The 17,162-nt window shown below is 72.9% G+C and carries 16 protein-coding genes; 11 read left to right on the top strand and 5 right to left on the bottom strand.

What is annotated here, in order from left to right:
• Positions 1 to 6 precede the first annotated feature (6 nt).
• Both cydD and F0L68_RS25550 read left to right on the top strand, forming a co-directional pair.
• Positions 7 to 3,339 carry a thiol reductant ABC exporter subunit CydD gene (cydD, locus tag F0L68_RS25555; RefSeq protein WP_149852343.1) on the top strand — a complete coding sequence of 1,111 codons (3,333 nt, stop codon included), beginning with the start codon at positions 7 to 9 and terminating at the stop codon, positions 3,337 to 3,339.
• A gap of 29 nt (positions 3,340 to 3,368) precedes the next feature.
• Positions 3,369 to 4,511: a GAF domain-containing sensor histidine kinase gene (locus tag F0L68_RS25550; protein WP_149852342.1), complete on the top strand. Its 1,143-nt coding sequence runs from the start codon at positions 3,369 to 3,371 to the stop codon at positions 4,509 to 4,511.
• Positions 4,512 to 4,870: 359 nt separating this feature from the next.
• Here F0L68_RS25550 and F0L68_RS25545 read toward each other — a convergent pair whose 3' ends face one another.
• From F0L68_RS25545 to F0L68_RS25535, 3 genes are all read right to left on the bottom strand, one after another.
• Positions 4,871 to 5,500, bottom strand: a complete 630-nt coding sequence (locus F0L68_RS25545; RefSeq protein WP_149852341.1) for a response regulator — start codon at positions 5,498 to 5,500, stop codon at positions 4,871 to 4,873.
• A 64-nt stretch (positions 5,501 to 5,564) separates the two neighbouring features.
• The gene (gene coaA, locus F0L68_RS25540; RefSeq protein WP_149852340.1) at positions 5,565 to 6,491 is read right to left on the bottom strand and encodes a type I pantothenate kinase; all 927 of its coding nucleotides are present in this window, start codon (positions 6,489 to 6,491) and stop codon (positions 5,565 to 5,567) included.
• Between the two features lie 300 nt (positions 6,492 to 6,791).
• Positions 6,792 to 7,406 (bottom strand): macro domain-containing protein, encoded by a 615-nt coding sequence (locus F0L68_RS25535; RefSeq protein ID WP_149852339.1) that lies wholly within the window; start codon positions 7,404 to 7,406, stop codon positions 6,792 to 6,794.
• A 148-nt stretch (positions 7,407 to 7,554) separates the two neighbouring features.
• Between F0L68_RS25535 and pheA the strand changes: the two genes are divergently transcribed.
• Together pheA and F0L68_RS25525 are read left to right on the top strand one after the other, a co-directional pair.
• Positions 7,555 to 8,466, top strand: coding sequence for a prephenate dehydratase (gene pheA / locus F0L68_RS25530; protein ID WP_149852338.1), 912 nt, complete (start codon positions 7,555 to 7,557; stop codon positions 8,464 to 8,466).
• Complete coding sequence (locus F0L68_RS25525; RefSeq protein ID WP_149852337.1) at positions 8,463 to 9,101, top strand: histidine phosphatase family protein; 639 nt, start codon at positions 8,463 to 8,465, stop codon at positions 9,099 to 9,101. The genes pheA and F0L68_RS25525 overlap by 4 nt, the downstream gene beginning before the upstream one ends.
• Before the next feature lie 81 nt (positions 9,102 to 9,182).
• On the opposite strand, the gene F0L68_RS25520 is transcribed toward F0L68_RS25525, so the two are convergent.
• The gene (locus tag F0L68_RS25520) at positions 9,183 to 9,533 is read right to left on the bottom strand and encodes a metallopeptidase family protein (protein WP_149852336.1); all 351 of its coding nucleotides are present in this window, start codon (positions 9,531 to 9,533) and stop codon (positions 9,183 to 9,185) included.
• Positions 9,534 to 9,537: 4 nt separating this feature from the next.
• Complete coding sequence (locus tag F0L68_RS25515) at positions 9,538 to 10,653, bottom strand: septum formation family protein (RefSeq protein WP_223199127.1); 1,116 nt, start codon at positions 10,651 to 10,653, stop codon at positions 9,538 to 9,540.
• A 120-nt stretch (positions 10,654 to 10,773) separates the two neighbouring features.
• Here F0L68_RS25515 and F0L68_RS44780 point away from each other — a divergent pair, with 120 nt between their 5' ends.
• The 7 genes from F0L68_RS44780 (at position 10,774) to serS (ending at position 17,034) form a co-directional block, all read left to right on the top strand.
• On the top strand, positions 10,774 to 11,580 hold the full coding sequence (locus tag F0L68_RS44780) for a hypothetical protein (protein WP_306463194.1): 807 nt from the start codon (positions 10,774 to 10,776) through the stop codon (positions 11,578 to 11,580).
• Complete coding sequence (locus tag F0L68_RS25505; protein WP_149852335.1) at positions 11,581 to 12,747, top strand: glutathionylspermidine synthase family protein; 1,167 nt, start codon at positions 11,581 to 11,583, stop codon at positions 12,745 to 12,747.
• A 76-nt stretch (positions 12,748 to 12,823) separates the two neighbouring features.
• The gene (locus F0L68_RS25500; RefSeq protein WP_149852334.1) at positions 12,824 to 13,294 is read left to right on the top strand and encodes a DUF350 domain-containing protein; all 471 of its coding nucleotides are present in this window, start codon (positions 12,824 to 12,826) and stop codon (positions 13,292 to 13,294) included.
• A 72-nt stretch (positions 13,295 to 13,366) separates the two neighbouring features.
• A complete protein-coding gene (locus tag F0L68_RS43675) occupies positions 13,367 to 13,672 on the top strand; it encodes a transposase family protein (protein ID WP_223199126.1) in 306 nt (101 codons plus the stop codon).
• Between the two features lie 34 nt (positions 13,673 to 13,706).
• Positions 13,707 to 14,342, top strand: a complete 636-nt coding sequence (locus tag F0L68_RS45530; protein WP_438672318.1) for a transposase — start codon at positions 13,707 to 13,709, stop codon at positions 14,340 to 14,342.
• 159 nt (positions 14,343 to 14,501) lie between these two features.
• Positions 14,502 to 15,746, top strand: a complete 1,245-nt coding sequence (locus F0L68_RS25490) for an MFS transporter (protein ID WP_223199125.1) — start codon at positions 14,502 to 14,504, stop codon at positions 15,744 to 15,746.
• A 19-nt stretch (positions 15,747 to 15,765) separates the two neighbouring features.
• The gene (gene serS, locus F0L68_RS25485; RefSeq protein WP_149852333.1) at positions 15,766 to 17,034 is read left to right on the top strand and encodes a serine--tRNA ligase; all 1,269 of its coding nucleotides are present in this window, start codon (positions 15,766 to 15,768) and stop codon (positions 17,032 to 17,034) included.
• Positions 17,035 to 17,162 lie beyond the last annotated feature (128 nt).

Raw genomic sequence — 17,162 nt, 5'->3', positions numbered from 1 at the left:
CCGGCCATGACCGTCAGCCAGGACTCGCCGACGACGGCGAGCACCCAAGACCTCCCCGGCCACCCTTCCGCCAACCGCCGGTCGGGGAGAGGCCCGCTCGGCGCGCTTCCGGAACTGTCCCCTTCGGCGCGCCGAGCGCTGGTCCTCGGCGCGGTGCTCGCGGCCCTCAACGCGGTCGCCCTGGTCGCGCAGGCGCTCGCGCTCGCGTCGGTGCTGGCCAGGATCGTCACGACCGCGCCGCCGCTGTCCGACCTGCGCGGCGGGTTGCTGCTGCTGGCCGGCGCCGTCGTCGCCCGCTCGGTCCTTGGCTGGGCGGCCGAGTCGGTGTCCGCGCGGGCCGCCGCGGGCGCCAAGGAGGAGCTGCGCGCGGCCATGCTCGACGCGGCGCTGCGGCGCGGCCCGGAGTGGATCGCCGCTCGCGGCCCCGCCGAGCTGACCGTGTTGGCCACCAAGGGACTCGACAGTCTCGACGCCTACTTCACCAGGTACCTGCCCGCGCTGGTCACCGCCGCCGTCACCGCCCCGCTGATCGGCGTCTGGATCCTGTGCACGGACTGGACCTCGGCCGTGCTGGTCGTCGTGACGCTGCCGCTGATCCCGGTCTTCGCGATCCTGATCGGCCGCTTCACCGAGCACCGCGCCGCGCGCGCCGCCGACGCGACCGCGCGGCTGTCCGGGTACCTGCTCGAACTGGTCCGCGCGCTGCCGGTGCTCACCGCGTTCCGGCGGGCCGGCGCGCAGGCCGAGGCGGTGCGGCGGGTCGGCGAACGGCACCGCAGGGCCACCATGGGCACGCTGCGGGTGGCGTTCCTGTCCGCGCTGGTGCTCGAACTCACCGCGACGCTGTCCGTCGCGCTGATCGCCGTCGGCATCGGGCTGCGCCTGGTGTCCGGCGAACTCGGGCTGATGACCGGACTGGTCGTGCTGATCCTCGCGCCGGAGTGCTACCTGCCGCTGCGCGCGGCGGGCGCGGCGCACCACGCCAGCGAGGACGGCGTCGAGGCGGTCCGCAGGGTCGCGGAAATCGTTGGTGCCGAAGGAGGTTCCCGTTCAGGGGTGCGCGTGGACCGCCTTCGGCGCCAGCTTCGCGTCACCGGGCTCGGCGTGCGCAGGCGCGGCGGCCTCGCCCCGGACGGGCTGTCCTTCACGGCCCGGCCCGGCGAGATCGTCCGCCTCGACTCGCCGAGCGCGTCGGGCAAGTCGACGACCATGGCCGTGCTGCTGGGTTTCCTCGCGGGCGACGTGGGCCGGGTGACCATCGACGGCGTCGAACTGTCCACTATGGATAGTTCAGAGTGGCGTCGACAGGTCGCCTGGGTGCCGCAGCGGCCCGCGTTCGGCGCGGCGACCGTGCGCGAGGAACTCGAACTCGCGGTGGCCGACCAACCCGGCGGCGCGCCGACCGACGCCGAACTCGCGCTCGTCGCGGCCGACGCGGTCGCCGGGCACCTGCTCGACCGGCCGATCGCCCAGCTGTCCACCGGGGAGCGGCAGCGGGTGGCCGTGGCCAGAGCCCTGCTGCGGGTCCACCGCGGCGCTGGGGTGCTGCTGCTCGACGAGCCGACCGCGCACCTCGACCCGGCCACCTCGGCGCAGGTGTTCGCCGCCGTGCGCCGCGCCGCCGACGCTGGTGTCGCGGTCGTCCTCGCCACGCACCGGGCCGCCGGCACCGAGGAACCCGTTGCCGCGCAGGCGATCCGGCCGTCGACGGCGGAGACCGTGCCGGCCGTGCCAGCGCCGCCGCTGCGCGCCCTGCTCACCTGGCGCTCGGTGGCCGCCGCGCTGCTCGGGGCCGCGGCGCTCGGCTGCGGCGTCGGGCTGACCGCGACCGCCGCGTGGCTGATCGCCAGGGCGTCCCAACATCCGCCGATCCTGATGCTGTCCGTCGCCGTGGTCGGCGTGCGGACCTTCGGCCTGGCTAGGGGCGCGCTGCGGTACGTCGAACGGCTCGTCTCGCACGACGCCGCGTTCCGGCTGGCCGGGTCGCTGCGGGTGCGGCTGTGGGCGGCGCTGGTCCGGCTCGGCCCGGCCCGCACCCTCGGCCTGCGCCGCGCCGACGGCCTGCAACGGCTGGTCGACGACACCGACACGGTGCGCGACCTCGTGCCGAGAGTGCTGTTGCCGCCGCTGGCCGCCGCCGGGGTCGGCGTTGCCGCGGTGCTGCTGCACACTCTCGTGCTGCCGACGGCCGGCCTGGCGCTCGCCGTTGCGCTGCTGGTCGCCGGGGTGGCCGCGCCGGCCGTCGCGGTCGCGGTCGAACGGCGGGCCAGCACGGCGCTGTCGGCGGGCCGTCGCCGGGTCGCCGCCGACGTGCTCGGCCTGCTCGACGCCGCGCCCGACCTGATCGCGACCGGCGCGCACACCCGCCGCCGCGCCGCGCTGGCCGCCGAGGACGCCGAGCTGGCCCGGCAGGCCAGGCGGCAGGCGTTCGGCGCAGGCGCGGCCACCGCCGTGGTCACCGCCGCCACCGGCCTCGCCGCGCTGGCCTGCGCGGCGCTCGCCGCCGTCGCCGTGCACACCGGCAGGCTGGACCCCGTCCTCGCGCCGCTGCTCGGCCTGGTGCCGCTCGCGCTGGCCGAGGCGATGGCCGCGCTAGCCCCCGCCGCCCAACACCGCGAAACCCTCACCGCCGCCCACCACCGCCTCACCGCCCTCCTCGCCGCCGGCACAGGTCGATCCCTTCCAGACACCCAACGTCAGGAAGGGACCCTCCATGACACCGTGCGGGTGTCCGGCGCGGACGTCCGCTGGCCGGGCGCGGCCGAGCCCGCGCTGCGCGACGTCAGCCTCGACCTGCCCCGCGGCTCGACGGTCGCCGTGGTCGGCCCGTCCGGGGCCGGCAAGTCCACCCTGTTCGCGCTGCTGCTCGGTTTCCTGCCGCCGGAGACCGGCAGGGTCGCGCTGCCCGATTCCGTCGCCTGGTGCCCGCAGGAACCGCAGCTCGTGTCCACCACCGTCCGGGAGAACCTCCGCCTCGGCGACCCGCACGCCGACGACGACCGGCTGCGCGAGGTGCTCCGCCTCGCTGGCCTGCCCGCCTGGACGGACCGCCTCGACACGCTCGTCGGCACCGGCGGCGCGGCGCTGTCCGGGGGAGAGGCGCAGCGGCTCGCGCTGGCCAGGGCGCTGCTGTCCGACGCGGACCTCGTGCTGCTCGACGAGCCGACCGCGCACCTCGACGAGCCGACCGCGCGAGCCCTGCTGGCGCGGCTGCGCACCGAGCTGGCCGGCCGCACCGTCGTGCACATCACCCACCGGCCCGACGAGGTCGCCGACACCGACCTCGTGGTGGAGGTCACGGACGGCCGAGTCCTGCTCGCGCACGGCGCACGGGTCTAGTAGAGCGACGGCGGCCTAGCGTGGAAATCATGGATCCATCGCTGGCCCGCAGGGCGCTCGCCGCGTCCACCGAGATCACCTCGGCCGCGCTCGCGGGCGACGACCCCGACGCCGTGCTGCCCCTGGTGGTGCGCAGCGCCGCCGCGCTCGCCGAGGCGGACCTCGGGCTGGTCATGGTGCGCGGCGAGGACGGCAGGCTGACCGTGGAGGCCGCGCACGGTGAGCCCGCGGTGCTGGACGAGGACCCGGTCGGCACGGTCCTGTCGGCCAGGTCCGCCGCGGCGAGGGTGGCGCGCAGCGGGGTGCCCGTGGTGGCCGACGACTTCACCGTCGACCCGCGCACCGCGCCGTTCGTGCCGAGGGTGCTGCGCGGCTACGGCCCGTTCGCGGTGGCGCCCTTCGGCACCAGGGAACGCAGGCTCGGCGCCCTGGCCGTGTATCGGAGGCGAGGAGCAGCGCCGTTCACGCCGGTGACGGTGGACGTGCTGACGTCGTTCGCCGCTCAGGCCGGCCTGGCGCTGGTGCTGGCGGAGGGTTCCACGGCGCGGCAACGGGTCGCGGTCTACGAGGAGCGCGAGCGCATCGCCCGCGACCTGCACGACGTGATCATCCAGCGGCTGTACGCCGCCGGCATGCAACTGGACCTCCTGGACCGCAAGCTGACCGGCCGCCTGGCCGAGCCGGAGGCGGCCAGGCTCGCGGAGGCGGTCGACCAGCTGGACCAGACGATCGCCGAGGTCAGGGCGACCGTCCGGGCGCTGCGCTACCCCGACCCCGGCGAGTCGAGCCCCGCGCCAGCCGACCTGCTCGACTCGGTCAGGTCGGAGGTCCGCACGGCGGGCGAGCTGCTCGGCTTCGCGCCCACCCTGGAGGCGCACGGCGACCCGGCGGGCGTCCCGGTGGACCTCGCCGACCACGCCCGCGCCGCACTGCGGGAGGCGCTGTCCAACGTGGTCCGGCACTCCGGCGCGCGGGCTGTCACCGTCGAGCTGCGCCGGGACGAGACGGCGCTGCTGCTGCGCGTCGTCGACGACGGCTGCGGCATCCCCTCCGACGTGACCAGGCGCGGCCTCCGACACCTCGAGGAACGCGCGGCGTCCGTCGGCGGCCGATGCGAGGTCACCTCCAGCGCCAGCACCGGCACCACCGTCACCTGGCGCGTACCCCTGTAAGGCACGCGGTCACCGCCTGCCAAGCCCCACCCGCCGTGAAACCCACCGGTCAAGCCCCACCGGTCAAACCCCACCCGCCCTGGGGGCCTGCCCTTGGCCAGCGTATCGACGGTCGACAGCGGCGGCCAGGAACACCAGCCGCCTGTGGACAACCGGCCGACCCGAATGTCGATCTGCGCCGGTCGCCGGTGACCGCTCCTACCGCTCCTACCGCGCGACCTACTGCGCGCGCCGGGCCACCCATGCGTGTATTCGCATCGTGCGCCGGGTGTGGCCGTACCTACCGCACCTACCGCGTGCGCCGGGCCACCCATGCGTGTATTCGCATCGTGCGCCGGGTGTGACCGCACCTACCGCACCTACCGCGCGCGCCGGGCCACCCAGGCCGCCGCCTGCGTCCGGCGCACCATGCCGAGCTTGGCCAGCACCGACGTCACGTAGTTCTTCACCGTCTTCTCCGCCAGGAACAGCCGTTCCGCGATCTGCCGGTTGCTCAGCCCCTCGCCGATCAGCGCCAGCACCTTCCGCTCCTGCTCGGTGAGCCTGGACAGCTCGTCCTCCTGCGCGGGCCGGCGCATCCGCTCCAGCACCCTGGCCGTGGTGACCGGATCCAGCAGCGACCGGCCTGCGGCGACCTCGCGCACGGCCGTCACCAGATCCTGCCCACGCACCTGTTTGAGCAGGTAGCCCGACGCCCCGGCCATGATCGCGCCGATCAGCGCCTGCTCGTCGTCGAACGCGGTCAGCACCAGGCACCTCGGGCCGTCCGCCGACGCGCGCAGCTCGCGGCACAGCGTCACGCCGTCCCCGTCGGGCAGCCGCACGTCCACGACCGCGATCTCCGGCCGGCCCGCCGCCGCCAGCACCAGCGCCTCGGCCACGCTGCCGGCCTCGGCGACGACCTCGATGTCGTCCTCGCCGTCCAGCAGGTCGCGCACGCCCCTGCGGACCACCTCGTGATCGTCGACGAGCAACACCCTGATCGGCACGTCCCCAACGGTACGGCCAGCACACGCCCGCGCGGTGTCCGGAATCGCGCCGGGACAATCACAACTAGAGCTTGCGCAGCCGCGCCCTGGTGATCATGTGGTCCGCGCCCTTGCGCAGCACCAGCGTGGCCCGCGCCCTGGTCGGCCTGATGTTCTCCACCAGGTTCGGCTCGTTGATCTCCCGCCAGCGCCTGCTCGCCTCGCGCCGCGCGTCGGCGTCGCTCAGCGTCGCGTCGGAGTGGAAGAACGAGTCAGGGTTGGTGAACACCGTGTCGCGCAACGCGAGGAACCGCTCCACGTACCAGTGCTCGATGTGCTCGGTGTGCGCGTCGACGTAGATGGAGAAGTCGAACAGGTCCGACACCGCGAGCCGGGGGCCGGGTTGCAGCACGTTGAGGCCCTCGACGATCAGGATGTCCGGGCGGCGCACCACCTGCTCCTGGCCGGGCACGATGTCGTAGCGCAGGTGCGAGTACACGGGCGCGCGGACCTCGGCGGCCCCGGCCTTCACCTCGGCGAGGAACCGGACCAGCGCGCGCCGGTCGTAACTCTCCGGGAAACCCTTGCGGTGCAGGATGTTCCTGCGGACCAGTTCGGCGGTCGGCAGCAGGAAGCCGTCGGTGGTGATCAGGTCGACCCTCAGGTGGTCCGGCCACTGCGCGAGCAGTTCGCGCAGCACCCGCGCGGTGGTGGACTTGCCGACCGCGACGCTGCCGGCGATGCCGATCACGAACGGCACCTTCTCGGCCCGGTCGCCGAGGAACGTCGCCGTGGCCTGGTGCAGCCCCAGTCTCGCCTGCACCTGGAGGTTGATCAGCCTGGACAGCGGCAGGTAGATGTCGGCGACCTCGTCGAGCGAGATCGGCTCGCCGAGCCCGCGCAGCCGCCGCAGGTCGGTGTCGGTGAGCGTCAGCGGGGTGGACTGCCGTAGCTCCCGCCACTGCTCCCGCTTGAGTTCCACGTAGGGCGTCAGGTCGCGGACGCGTGACATCCGCTAGCACTCCTCGCCGATGAGTCGCACCGGGGAAAGGTACGTCCGTTCGACGCCTCGGTCACCGATCTGTGGGGGTTGCCATAGTCGTGCAACGCGTGGGGATCGACGCATCCCCAGCCCGCGGCCGCGCAGACCTCGCAGCCGCGCCGGCGATACACAGCCACCCGCCAGTTACCCACAGAGTTGTCCACAGGTTGTGCACAGCTCGGTGGAACGGCGGGTCGCAAGCCGGAGCCGGTGGGCCGGAGCCGTGCTCCAGGAGGCGCGGGTCACGAGCCACTAGTGAAGAGCTGTGGGTCAAGAGCTGTGAGTCAGCGAGCTGAAGACCTCGTCCCACGCGGCGGCGACCTGCCGCGCGCAGGTCTGCGGGGCGACCCCGCCGACGCCGGTGCCGAGCCCCGGCATGGCGATCGTGCGGACCACCTCGCGCACCGGCCTGCCGTCCTCCAGCCTGCCGTGCACCCACAGCCGCAGCACGGCCCGCGCCGCCAGGTACGGGTGCACGGTGTCTGCCGGCAGCAGCTCGCCGGGCAGCCGCATCGTCGGGGAGCTGATCAGCAGGGCAGGCCGCGCCAACCCGGTCGGCACCACCACCGCCTCGCCGACGGGCAGCTCGCCGCCGTGATAGGCCAGCACCGCGCTGCGGACCCGCTCCTCGACCTGGGGGAACGCCTGCGCGTAGATCGCGTCGATGCCGCCGCGCATCCACCCGTGCGAGTTCGCCGGGCTGACCACCGCGTCGGCGTCCACGTCGAGCACGGAGCCCCGATGCACGCTGACACCGGTTCGTCCCTCGGCGACGGCGAGCCACGCCCGCGCGAGCGGTTCGTCAACCGCCCCCAACACCAGTCGGGGCGCGGCGGCCGGAGCGTAGGTCTCACCCTCCGTATCGGCGGTCACGGCCCCAAGCATTGCAGGAGAACCGGCCTCGGCGTAACCGGGTTAGCCACCCGCCGGCCGGGTGATCTCCGCCTCAGCGCAGCGTCACTCCCGCGCGGTTCGGCCCCGCACCGGTGACCCGGCCGCCCCGCCCGTCGGAGCGGCCTCTTAGGCTGAACTCGTGCCGCGCATCGCGTACTTCGGACCGCAGGGGACGTTCACCGAACAGGCGGCCGGCTCGCTCGCCGGGCAGGGCGACGAACTGGTGCCGGTCGACACGATCGCCTCGGCGCTCGCCTCGGTCCGTGCCGGCGAGACCGACGCGGCCTGCGTGCCGGTGGAGAACTCCGTGGAGGGCGCGGTCCCCGCCACCATGGACGCGCTGGCCGACGGCGAGCCGGTGACGGCCGTCGCAGAGGCCGTGCTCCCGGTCAGGTTCACCGTCCTGACCGGCCAGGACACCGAGCAGATCCGCACCGTCGCCAGCCACCCGCACGCGCTGGCCCAGGTCCGCGGCTGGCTCGCCGAGCACCTGCCGCAGGCGCAGCTGGTCGCCTCGACGTCGACCGCCGCCGCGGCCGTCGGCGTGCAGCGCGGCGAGTTCGACGCCGCCGTCACCGCGCCGGTCGCCGTCACTCACTACCCGCTGCGCGTGCTGGCCACCGACGTCGCCGACGTGCCGGACGCGGTCACCAGGTTCCTGCTGCTGCGCCGCCCCGCGACGCCGCCGCCCCCGACCGGGGCCGACCGGACCTCGATCATCGCGTTCATGCCCGACCGCACCGCCGCGCTCGCCGAGGTGCTCAACGAGCTCGCGGTCCGCGGCATCAGCCTGACCAGGCTGGACGCCCGGCCGACCAAGGGCAGGCTCGGCGAGTACCGGTTCCACCTCGACATGGCGGGGCACATCGCCGAGCAGCGCATCGGCGACGCCCTCGCCGCGCTGCACCGCCGCTGCACCAACGTCCGCTTCCTCGGCTCGTTCCCGAGGGCCGACGGCGTGCCGTCGACGGTGTCGGCGACGGCGGGCGACACGGACTTCGTCACGGCCGCCGACTGGGTGGCGGCAATCAGGAATGGGGATCAGGCATGAGGCCGTTGCGGCTGGTGTTGGCAAGGCACGGGGAGACCGCGTCGAACCTGAAGATGGCGCTGGACTCGTTGCCGCCGGGGCCGCCGCTGACCACGCTCGGCGCCAAGCAGGCCGACGAGCTGGCCGACGCGCTGGCCACCGCGCCGGTCGTCGCGGTGTACGCGAGCACGGCGCTGCGGGCGCAGCAGACCGCCGCGCCCGTCGCGGCGAGGCACGGGCTGGACGTCGAGATCGTCGACGGCGTGCAGGAGGTGTTCGTCGGGGACCTGGAGGGCCGCGACGACCGCAAGGCGTTGGAGCGGTTCTTCCGCATCTACTCGGCGTGGGCGGGCGGCGAGCTGGACGCGCCGATGCCGGGCGGCGAGACCGGCCAGGAGGTGCTCGACCGGTACCTCGGGGTTATCTCGGACGTCACGGCGCAGCACGAGGAGGGCACGATCGTGGTGGTCAGCCACGGCGCCGCGGTGCGGCTGGCGGCCCTCGCGCTGTGCACCAACGTGGCGCCGACGCTGGCGGAGAGCGGCGTGCTGCCCAACACCGGGCGCGTGGTGCTCGAGGCCGACCCGACCGCGTCGACCGGCTGGACCTGCCTGGAGTGGACCGGTCTCAAGGTGACGCGCCGCCGCTCGGCCTGAGCGCGGCGCTGCCCCGGCGAGGTTCGGCTCCTGCGAGGTTCGGCTCCGACGGAGTTCGCTCCTGTGGAGTTCGGCGGGAGGTCAGCCCCAGCCGAGTTCGTGCAGCTTGTCGTCGTCGATGCCGAAGTGGTGGCCGACCTCATGAACGACGGTGATCGCGATCTCCTCGACGACGTCGTCCTCGGTGTCGCAGATGTCCAGGATCGCCAGCCGGTAGATGGTGATCCGGTCGGGCAGCACCCCGCCGTAGCTCGACGTCCGCTCGGTCAGCGCGATGCCGTGGTAGAGGCCGAGGATCGTCGGGTTCTCCTCGTTTCGGTCCTCGACCAGCATCACCACGTTGCTCATGGCGGCGGCGAAGTCCGGCGGGATCAGGTCGAGGGCGTCCCCGACCAGCTCCTCGAAGCGTTGCTGGGACATCTCGACCGTCATCGGCTCAGCTCCTGCTCGTCGGCGTCACCGACGACGAGGATGTCGGGGCCGGTGACGAGGCCGACCCGCTCGACGGCGGAGCCGACCCCGAGGTGGCCGGCGGGGCCGAGCTCTGGCCGCTCTCCATCGGGTGCATCGGGTCCCCGGTCGGCTCCTGCTGTGGCTTGACCGGCGTCTGCCTCGGCTTCGCCGAGGTGGTCAGCGGCGGCGCGCCGGGGTTGCGCACGCTGCCGGTCACCGCGACGAGCCCGCTGCCGTCCGGCTCCATCGAGCCGATCTTGCAGTTCACCCGGTGCGAGCCGGCCGCCCAGCTCTCCTGCGCGCGGTTGTCCCACGCCACGCCGAGCTTCTTCGCCTTGAGGTCCATGCCGCCGGTGTAGTCGGCGGCGAGCTTGCCGCACTGGTCGGCCAGCGCCGCGTCCTGCTTGTCCACGGACGGGTAGTCCGGGAACTGCTGGCCGAGGTCGACCAGACCGACGATCTCCCACGAGTGCGGCTGCGAGCACTCCACCGGGTCGCTCACCGTCTTGCCCTGGATGCCGAGGCACGTGCCCACCTCGTGCACGTCGGACTGGTCCTGCTGCTTGGCGCTGCCGACGGTCGCGAACAGCGAGCCGGACGGCCCGATGACCTGGAGCCCGCACTGGAGCGTGCGGTTGCCCGACTGCCAGCGGTCCGAGCCCGGCTTGAGCGCGCCGATCCCGTACCGCCCGAACGGGTCGAGCTTGCCGGCAAGGTACTTGGTCGACGTGTCGGTGCAGCTGTCCTGGCCGATCTTCTGCCACAGGGTCGCGTCAGGGAACTTCGCGTCCTTGCCGTACTTGGCCGACACGTCCGCGGTGCCGGTCACCTCGAACATGTGCTCCGCGTCGCAGCCGACCTTCGTCGCGTCCGAGAGGTCCGGCTTCGACCAGGCAAGACACTGGCCCGCCGTCGCGGCGTACGCGATGTTCACCCCTCGGCTGGCATCCTCCGCGTGGAGGGATCCGCCCTGCATGGGCCAGGAGGTCAGCGTGCTCGACGCGAGCAGTGCGAAGGCGCCGGCGACCGCGCCGAGCATCACCAGACGCGTGCTGCGCGTCCGGCGACCTCCACGGAACCACTGAGCAGTCGGAGACATCTGTTCCATGATGCCTGTGTTGCCAGGGACGGCCGACCGGTGGGTGATGTGTGTTGCTATTGGGACACTCGTCACTCGCGAAGCCGCTGACCTGGGTACCGTGCCCCGCGGGAGTGGCTGATGACTGAGAACGAGAAGTCGGGTAGCGAGCAGCGACCGAGTGGGGAGCCGGACCGTCCGGAGTCCCCAGCCGGGGCGGCTGACGCGCCCGCAACGGGTTCCGACCGACCGACGCCGCCGCTCGGCGTCCCGATGGGCGAGCAGCCGACCGAGCAGGTCGGGCGAGCCACGCCGTGGGCGAAGCCGGGCACCGGCGCGCACAACGGCCCGCACGATCTCGGCACGCACGAGTTCGGCGCGCCGGGCGCGTCATCGCCGGGCGCCCCATCGCAGGGGCCAGCCGGGACGATGCGCTTCCAGGATCCCGAGCTGACCAAGCCGAGAGAGCCAACGCTCGCCGAGAAGCGCGCCCGCCTCCGCGCCGAGGAGGAGCAGGAGCAGGCCGCCGTCGTCGAGCAGGCCGCGGCCGACCGCAAGGGCAAGGTCCGCAGGCGCGTGATGATCGGCAGTGGCGTGACCGTCGGCGTCGTCGCGCTGATCGCGGTCGGCTACGCGGCGGCCAGCCCGAACGAGGTCACCGCGAAGTGCACCGCCTCGGGTGACAAGGTCGCCGAGGACAACTACTGCGACCCCGACTTCGTCAACTCGCACGGCGGGCACATCACCAACGGCGTGATCTTCTGGCCGGTGGGCAGCCCGTACGGCCAGTACCACTACTACTACGGCGGCACGGGCAGCATCGGGCAGACCGCCGTCGGCGGCAGCACCACCAAGCCGGACGGCGCGACGATCAAGACCAACTCGGGCAAGACGATCGAACGCGGCGGCTTCGGCATCAAGAGCGGCGGCAAGAGTGGGGGAAGCTGAGTGCGTCGGGACAGCTCGAAGCCGCGCAAGGACTGGCAGCGCATCGTCGAGGAGCAGGGTCTCGTCTTCGGTGCGCCGGCCGCCGGTCTGAACGGGCAGCAGCGGCCGTACTGGGACGAGTCGGTGCACTACGTCCTCGAGATGGACGAGGTGCTCTCCGTCGAGGCCGACGTCGAGCTGCTGCACTCGATGTGCCTCGAGGCCGTCGACAACGTGGTGCTCACCGAGCGGTACAAGGACTTCGGCATCGCCGAGTGGATCTGGCCGGCCATCGCCGAGTCGTGGCGTCGGCAGGACCCGCACGTCTACGGCCGCTTCGACCTGCGCTACGACGGCTCGGGCCCGGCCAAGATGCTGGAGTACAACGCGGACACCCCGACGTCGCTGCTGGAGGCGTCGGTGGTGCAGTGGTACTGGAAGACCGAGGTCTTCCCCGACGACGACCAGTGGAACTCGATACACGAGAAGCTGGTCGACCGGTGGCGGGAGATCGGCGCGAAGCTGCCCTCCAAGGACCTGCACTTCACCTGGTCCACCGCCGACCCGAGCGGCGAGGACCACGTCACCGTCGCCTACCTCCAGGAGACGGCTGCCGAGGCCGGCATGAACACCATCGGCCTCGCCATCGAGGACATCGGCTGGGACCCGGTGCTCAAGCGCTTCGTCGACCTCGAGGAAGCGCCGATGAACACCGTGGTGAAGCTCTACCCGTGGGAGTGGGTGGTCGACGAGGAGTTCGGCCGCTACGCGGTGGACACCCTGCCGAGCACCATGTGGGTCGAGCCGCTGTGGAAGATGCTGCTGTCCAACAAGGCGCTGCTGGCCGTGCTGTGGGAGATGTACCCGGGGCACCCCAACCTGCTGCCCGCCTACCTGGACGAGCCGGGGATGCTCACCGAGTACGTGCGCAAGCCGAGGCTCGGTCGGGAGGGCGCGAACATCCAGATCGTGGCGCCCGGCTACGAGACGCAGACCGGCGGCGTCTACGGCGAGGAGGGCTTCGTCTACCAGCTGTTCGACCCGCTGCCCGAGTTCGACGGCTACCGTCCGGCGCTCGGCGCGTGGGTCGTCGGCGACGCGTCGGCGGGCCTTGGCATCCGGGAGACGACCGGGCTGGTCACCGACGACGGCGCCGCGTTCGTGCCGCACCGCATCCCGGAGTCCTGACGGTCGGACACTACGTGCGCCGGTGCCCCGCGTCCCCACCGCGACCGCCGCGTTCGTGTCAGGCCAAGGAGGACCAGTGACCACTCGTCTAGGCGAGACGGCGAACCTCGCCCTCGACCCGGGATTCGGCAGCGCGATCGGCAGGGGCCTCGGCGCGATCGCGCTGTACGCCGTGGCCGGCCTGCTGCTGATCATCATCGGCTTCTACGCGATCGACTGGACCACGCCGGGCAAACTCAGCGAGCTGGTGCGCGACGGCGCGCCGAACGCCGTGGTGATCACCTCGGCCGGGCTGCTCAGCATGGCGTTCATCATCGTGGTCGCCATCTTCAACTCGGCAGGCCGGCTGGCCGACGGGCTGCTCAGCGCGTTGATCTTCGGCCTGGCCGGGATCATCGCGCAGGTGCTGGCGGTGCGCGTCCTGGAGTGGGTGACCGGGCTCGACGTCGGCGCGCTGATCAGGTCGGAGCGGTTCGCCCCGGCCAGCGCCGTGGTCGCCGCAGCGCATCTCGCGCTCGGCCTGGTCGTCGCCGTCGCGATCAGCTGATCCGGTGCCGCTCGCCTCGGTTCAGCCTGGAGTGTCGTCGAGTTCGCTGACCTGCGGCGATACCTGGCCGGGGTGCCCGACCCACGCCACCGTCGCGGTATCGGGCACCTGATCGGAACCCTGCTGACGCTGGCGGCGTTAGCGGTCACGACCGGTGCGCGGTCGTTGGCCGCGATCGCCGAATGGGCCTCCGACCTGCCCCACCACGTCCTCGCGGAGCTGGGCGCGCGCCGCGATCCCGTCACCGGGCGGCACCAGCCGACACCCCGCACCCGAACTCGCGCCCGACGAGCCGGTCGTGATCGCGGTGGAGGGCAAGACCCCCGAAGCACCGTGCCCCGTCCGGCGGCGCCGGCGTCCACCTGCTGGCCGCCCTGACCCACCACACCGCAACCGTGGTGGCCCACGACTCGTGCCCATCGGCACCGGCGAGATCGCCTGGCTGCCAGCGCTACTGGACCCGCTACCCCTGGCCGAGACGGTGGTTGCCGCCGACGCCCTGCACACCACCCGCGACCACGCCCACCACCTCACCGGCGCGCACTGCGTGTTCACCGGCAAGGCCAACCAACACCGCCTGCACACCCGCCTGAAATACCTGCCCTGGCCCGACAACACCGGGCCCGACAACACCGACACCGGGCACGGTCGCACCGAACACCGCGTCCTGACCACGCTGCCCGCCTACCAGGCTGGTCCCGCCTGGATCGCGGACTGTCTGCGGGGGCACTGGCGGATCGAGAACCGTCCGCACTGGGTACGGGATGTCACCTACGGCGAAGACGCCTCCCGGGCACGCACCCCGGGTGATGGCGTCACCGCGCACCCTCGCGATCTCCGCGCTACGGCTGGCCGGGCACACCAACATCGCCCAAGGGCTACGACACATGGCCCGAGACATCAACCGACCACTACGCTTGCCCGGTATCACGGGCTGACCAGCACAAACGACTCTGTCGGAACCCCCACCCACCCGGGGGGACTGCCCTTGGCCAGCCTATTCCGGGCCACCGGCGCGGGCCAGCGACAGGTGGCCGGCTGTGGATAACCGGGGCTGTTGTGGATAAGTGGATAACCGGCGGAGGTCGCGGTGAGTGCGGAGATCGGCGGTGAGCGCCATGGGCGTGCGCGACCGGAGGCGGGCACCGAGGCGGGACCGGTGGCGCGACCGGAGGCGAGACCCGAGGCGGGCCCCGAGGTGGGACCGGTGGCGCGACCGGAGGCCGGACTGGAGGCCGGACCGGTGAGCACCGAACCGACCGGGCGTCGTGGCGCCTACCGGGTGGTCGCGGGCTTCGGTGTGGTCAGCCTGCTCGCCGACATGGTCTACGAGACGGCGCGCTCCGCCACGGGTCCGCTGCTCGCCTCGCTCGGCGCGTCTGCGGTGCTGGTCGGTGTCGTCAGCGGAGTCGGCGAGGGCTCGGCGCTGCTGCTGCGCCTGTTCACCGGGCCGCTCGCGGACCGCACGCGGGCCTACTGGCGGCTCGCGCTCACCGGTTACGGCATGACGGTGGTCAGCGTGCCGCTGTTGGCCTTCGCCCCGATCGTCGGCGGCCCGGTCGGGCTGGTCGCAGCGGCCGTCCTGCTCGTCACCGAGCGGGTCGGCAAGGCGGTGCGCACGCCCTCGCGGGACGTGCTGATCGCCACCGCTGGTCGACAGCTCGGCGCGGGGCGGGCGTTCGCCGTGCACCAGCTGTTCGACCAGATCGGCGCGGCGGCCGGGCCGCTGCTGCTGGCCGGCACCGCCGCGTTGACCGGGAACTACACGCTGGGGTTCGCGCTGCTGGCGCTGCCCGGCGCGGCCGCGCTCGCCCTGTTGCTCGCGGTGCGCAGGGCCGGGCGCGCGGCGATCGACCCTGAGCTGCCGAAGGTCACGGCCGCGCCCGCGCGCCGGCTGCGGCTGGCCGGCCTGCCTGCGGACTTCCGCTGGTACCTGCTGTTCGTGGTGCTGTCCACGCTCGGGTTCACCGGCTTCGGGCTGCTGTCGTTCAACGCCGTGCACCGGGGGCTGGCCTCGGTCGCACTGGTGCCGGTCGGGTACGCGGCGGCGATGCTCGTCGACGCTGGCTCGGCGGTGCTGACCGGCCTCGCGTTCGACCGGATCGGCCGCCGGGTGCTGTTCGTGCTGCCGCCGCTCGCCGTGCTCGTGCCGCTGCTCGGCCTGTCCGGCTCGTTCGCCACGGCGCTGGCCGGCGTCCTGCTGTGGGGATTCCTGCTCGGCGTGCAGGAGTCCACGCTGCGTGCCGCGGTCGCCACCGCCGTCCCCGCCGAGGTGCGCGGCGCGGCCTACGGGCTGTTCGGCGCGGTGGTCGGCGGGGCGACGGCGCTCGGTGGCGTGCTCGGCGGCGCGCTGTACTCCTGGTCGGTGCCCGCGCTGGTCGCGGTGGTGGCCGTGTTGCAGGCCGCTGCTCTGTTCGCGCTTGTCATATCCGGTCGTCGGGCCGCGGTGTGACGGACTAGGCTGACCAGCCGTGATCGACCTCAGGACACTGCGCGAGAATCCCGAAGCCGTGCGCGCCTCGCAGCGCGCCAGAGGTGAGGACGCGAGCCTCGTCGACGTGCTGCTGTCCGCCGACGAGACGCGCCGTTCCGTGGTGTCGCGGGCCGACGGGCTGCGCGCCGAGCAGAAGGCGCTCGGCAAGGAGGTCGGCAAGGCTCGCGGCGAGGAGCGGGACGCGCTGCTGGCCAAGGCCAAGGAGCTCGCCGCTGAGGTGAAGGCGGCCGAGGCGGCGCAGTCCGAGGCGGACGCCGCGCTGCACGCGGCGCAGCGGAGCCTGGCCAACCTCGTGGAGGACGGCGCGCCTGCCGGCGGCGAGGACGACTACGTCGTGCGCAAGCACGTCGGCGAGCCGACCGCGTTCGACTTCACCCCGCGCGACCACGTCGAGCTCGGCGAGCTGCTCGGCGCGATCGACAACGAGCGCGGCGCGAAGGTGTCGGGCGCGCGCTTCTACTTCCTGACCGGCGTCGGCGCGCAGCTCCAGCTCGCGCTGCTGAACATGGCCATGCAGCAGGCGATCGAGGCCGGTTTCACGCCGTTGATCACGCCGTCGCTGGTCCGCCCCGAGATCATGGAGGGCACCGGCTTCCTCGGCGCGCACGCGGCCGAGGTGTACCGGCTGCGCGACGACGACCTGTACCTGGTCGGCACCTCGGAGGTGCCGATGGCCGGCTTCCACTCCGACGAGATCCTCGACCTGTCCTCGGGGCCGAAGCGGTACGCGGGCTGGTCGTCGTGCTACCGCCGCGAGGCCGGCTCGTACGGCAAGGACACCAGGGGCATCATCCGGGTGCACCAGTTCGACAAGGTCGAGATGTTCTCCTACTGCGAGCCGGAGCAGGCGCACGACGAGCACCTGCGGCTGCTGGCTTGGGAGGAGGAGATGCTGGCCAAGGTCGAGCTGCCCTACCGGGTGATCGACGTGGCGGCCGGCGACCTTGGCACCAGCGCGGCGCGCAAGTACGACTGCGAGGCGTGGGTGCCGACGCAGGAGACCTACCGCGAGGTCACCTCGACGTCCAACTGCACGACGTTCCAGGCCCGCAGGCTCAACGTGCGGCACCGGGACGCCGACGGCAAGCCGCAGACCCTGGCCACGCTCAACGGCACGCTCGCCACCACCAGGTGGATCGTGGCGATCCTGGAGAACCACCAGCAGGCCGACGGCTCGGTCCGCGTGCCGGTCGCGATGCGCCCCTACCTCGGCGGCCGCGAGGTGCTGGAGCCGATCAAGAAGTGACCTAGCGCTAGTTCGGCCGGCCGGTGCGGCACTCCCGCCGTCTGGCCCGACGCGCCCGGGTTCGGCATTGGGGGCCCTGCCCATTGTGGAATGTCTCGGTAGGACTACGGTGGAACGTCGAAATGGCC

Origin of the sequence: Solihabitans fulvus (assembly GCF_008386585.1) — a bacterium.
GTDB lineage: Bacteria > Actinomycetota > Actinomycetes > Mycobacteriales > Pseudonocardiaceae > Solihabitans > Solihabitans fulvus.
Note: the sequence above shows the minus strand (reverse complement) of the source record. Positions and strands in the feature narration are given on the sequence as shown.

Coding starts and splice junctions, on each gene's coding strand:
- cydD (WP_149852343.1), top strand. CDS start 7: ATGACCGTCAGCCAGGACTCGCCGACGACGGCGAGCACCCAAGACCTC.
- F0L68_RS25550 (WP_149852342.1), top strand. CDS start 3,369: ATGGATCCATCGCTGGCCCGCAGGGCGCTCGCCGCGTCCACCGAGATC.
- coaA (WP_149852340.1), bottom strand. CDS start 6,491: ATGTCACGCGTCCGCGACCTGACGCCCTACGTGGAACTCAAGCGGGAG.
- F0L68_RS25535 (WP_149852339.1), bottom strand. CDS start 7,406: ATGCTTGGGGCCGTGACCGCCGATACGGAGGGTGAGACCTACGCTCCG.
- F0L68_RS25525 (WP_149852337.1), top strand. CDS start 8,463: ATGAGGCCGTTGCGGCTGGTGTTGGCAAGGCACGGGGAGACCGCGTCG.
- F0L68_RS25520 (WP_149852336.1), bottom strand. CDS start 9,533: ATGACGGTCGAGATGTCCCAGCAACGCTTCGAGGAGCTGGTCGGGGAC.
- F0L68_RS25515 (WP_223199127.1), bottom strand. CDS start 10,653: ATGTCTCCGACTGCTCAGTGGTTCCGTGGAGGTCGCCGGACGCGCAGC.
- F0L68_RS44780 (WP_306463194.1), top strand. CDS start 10,774: ATGACTGAGAACGAGAAGTCGGGTAGCGAGCAGCGACCGAGTGGGGAG.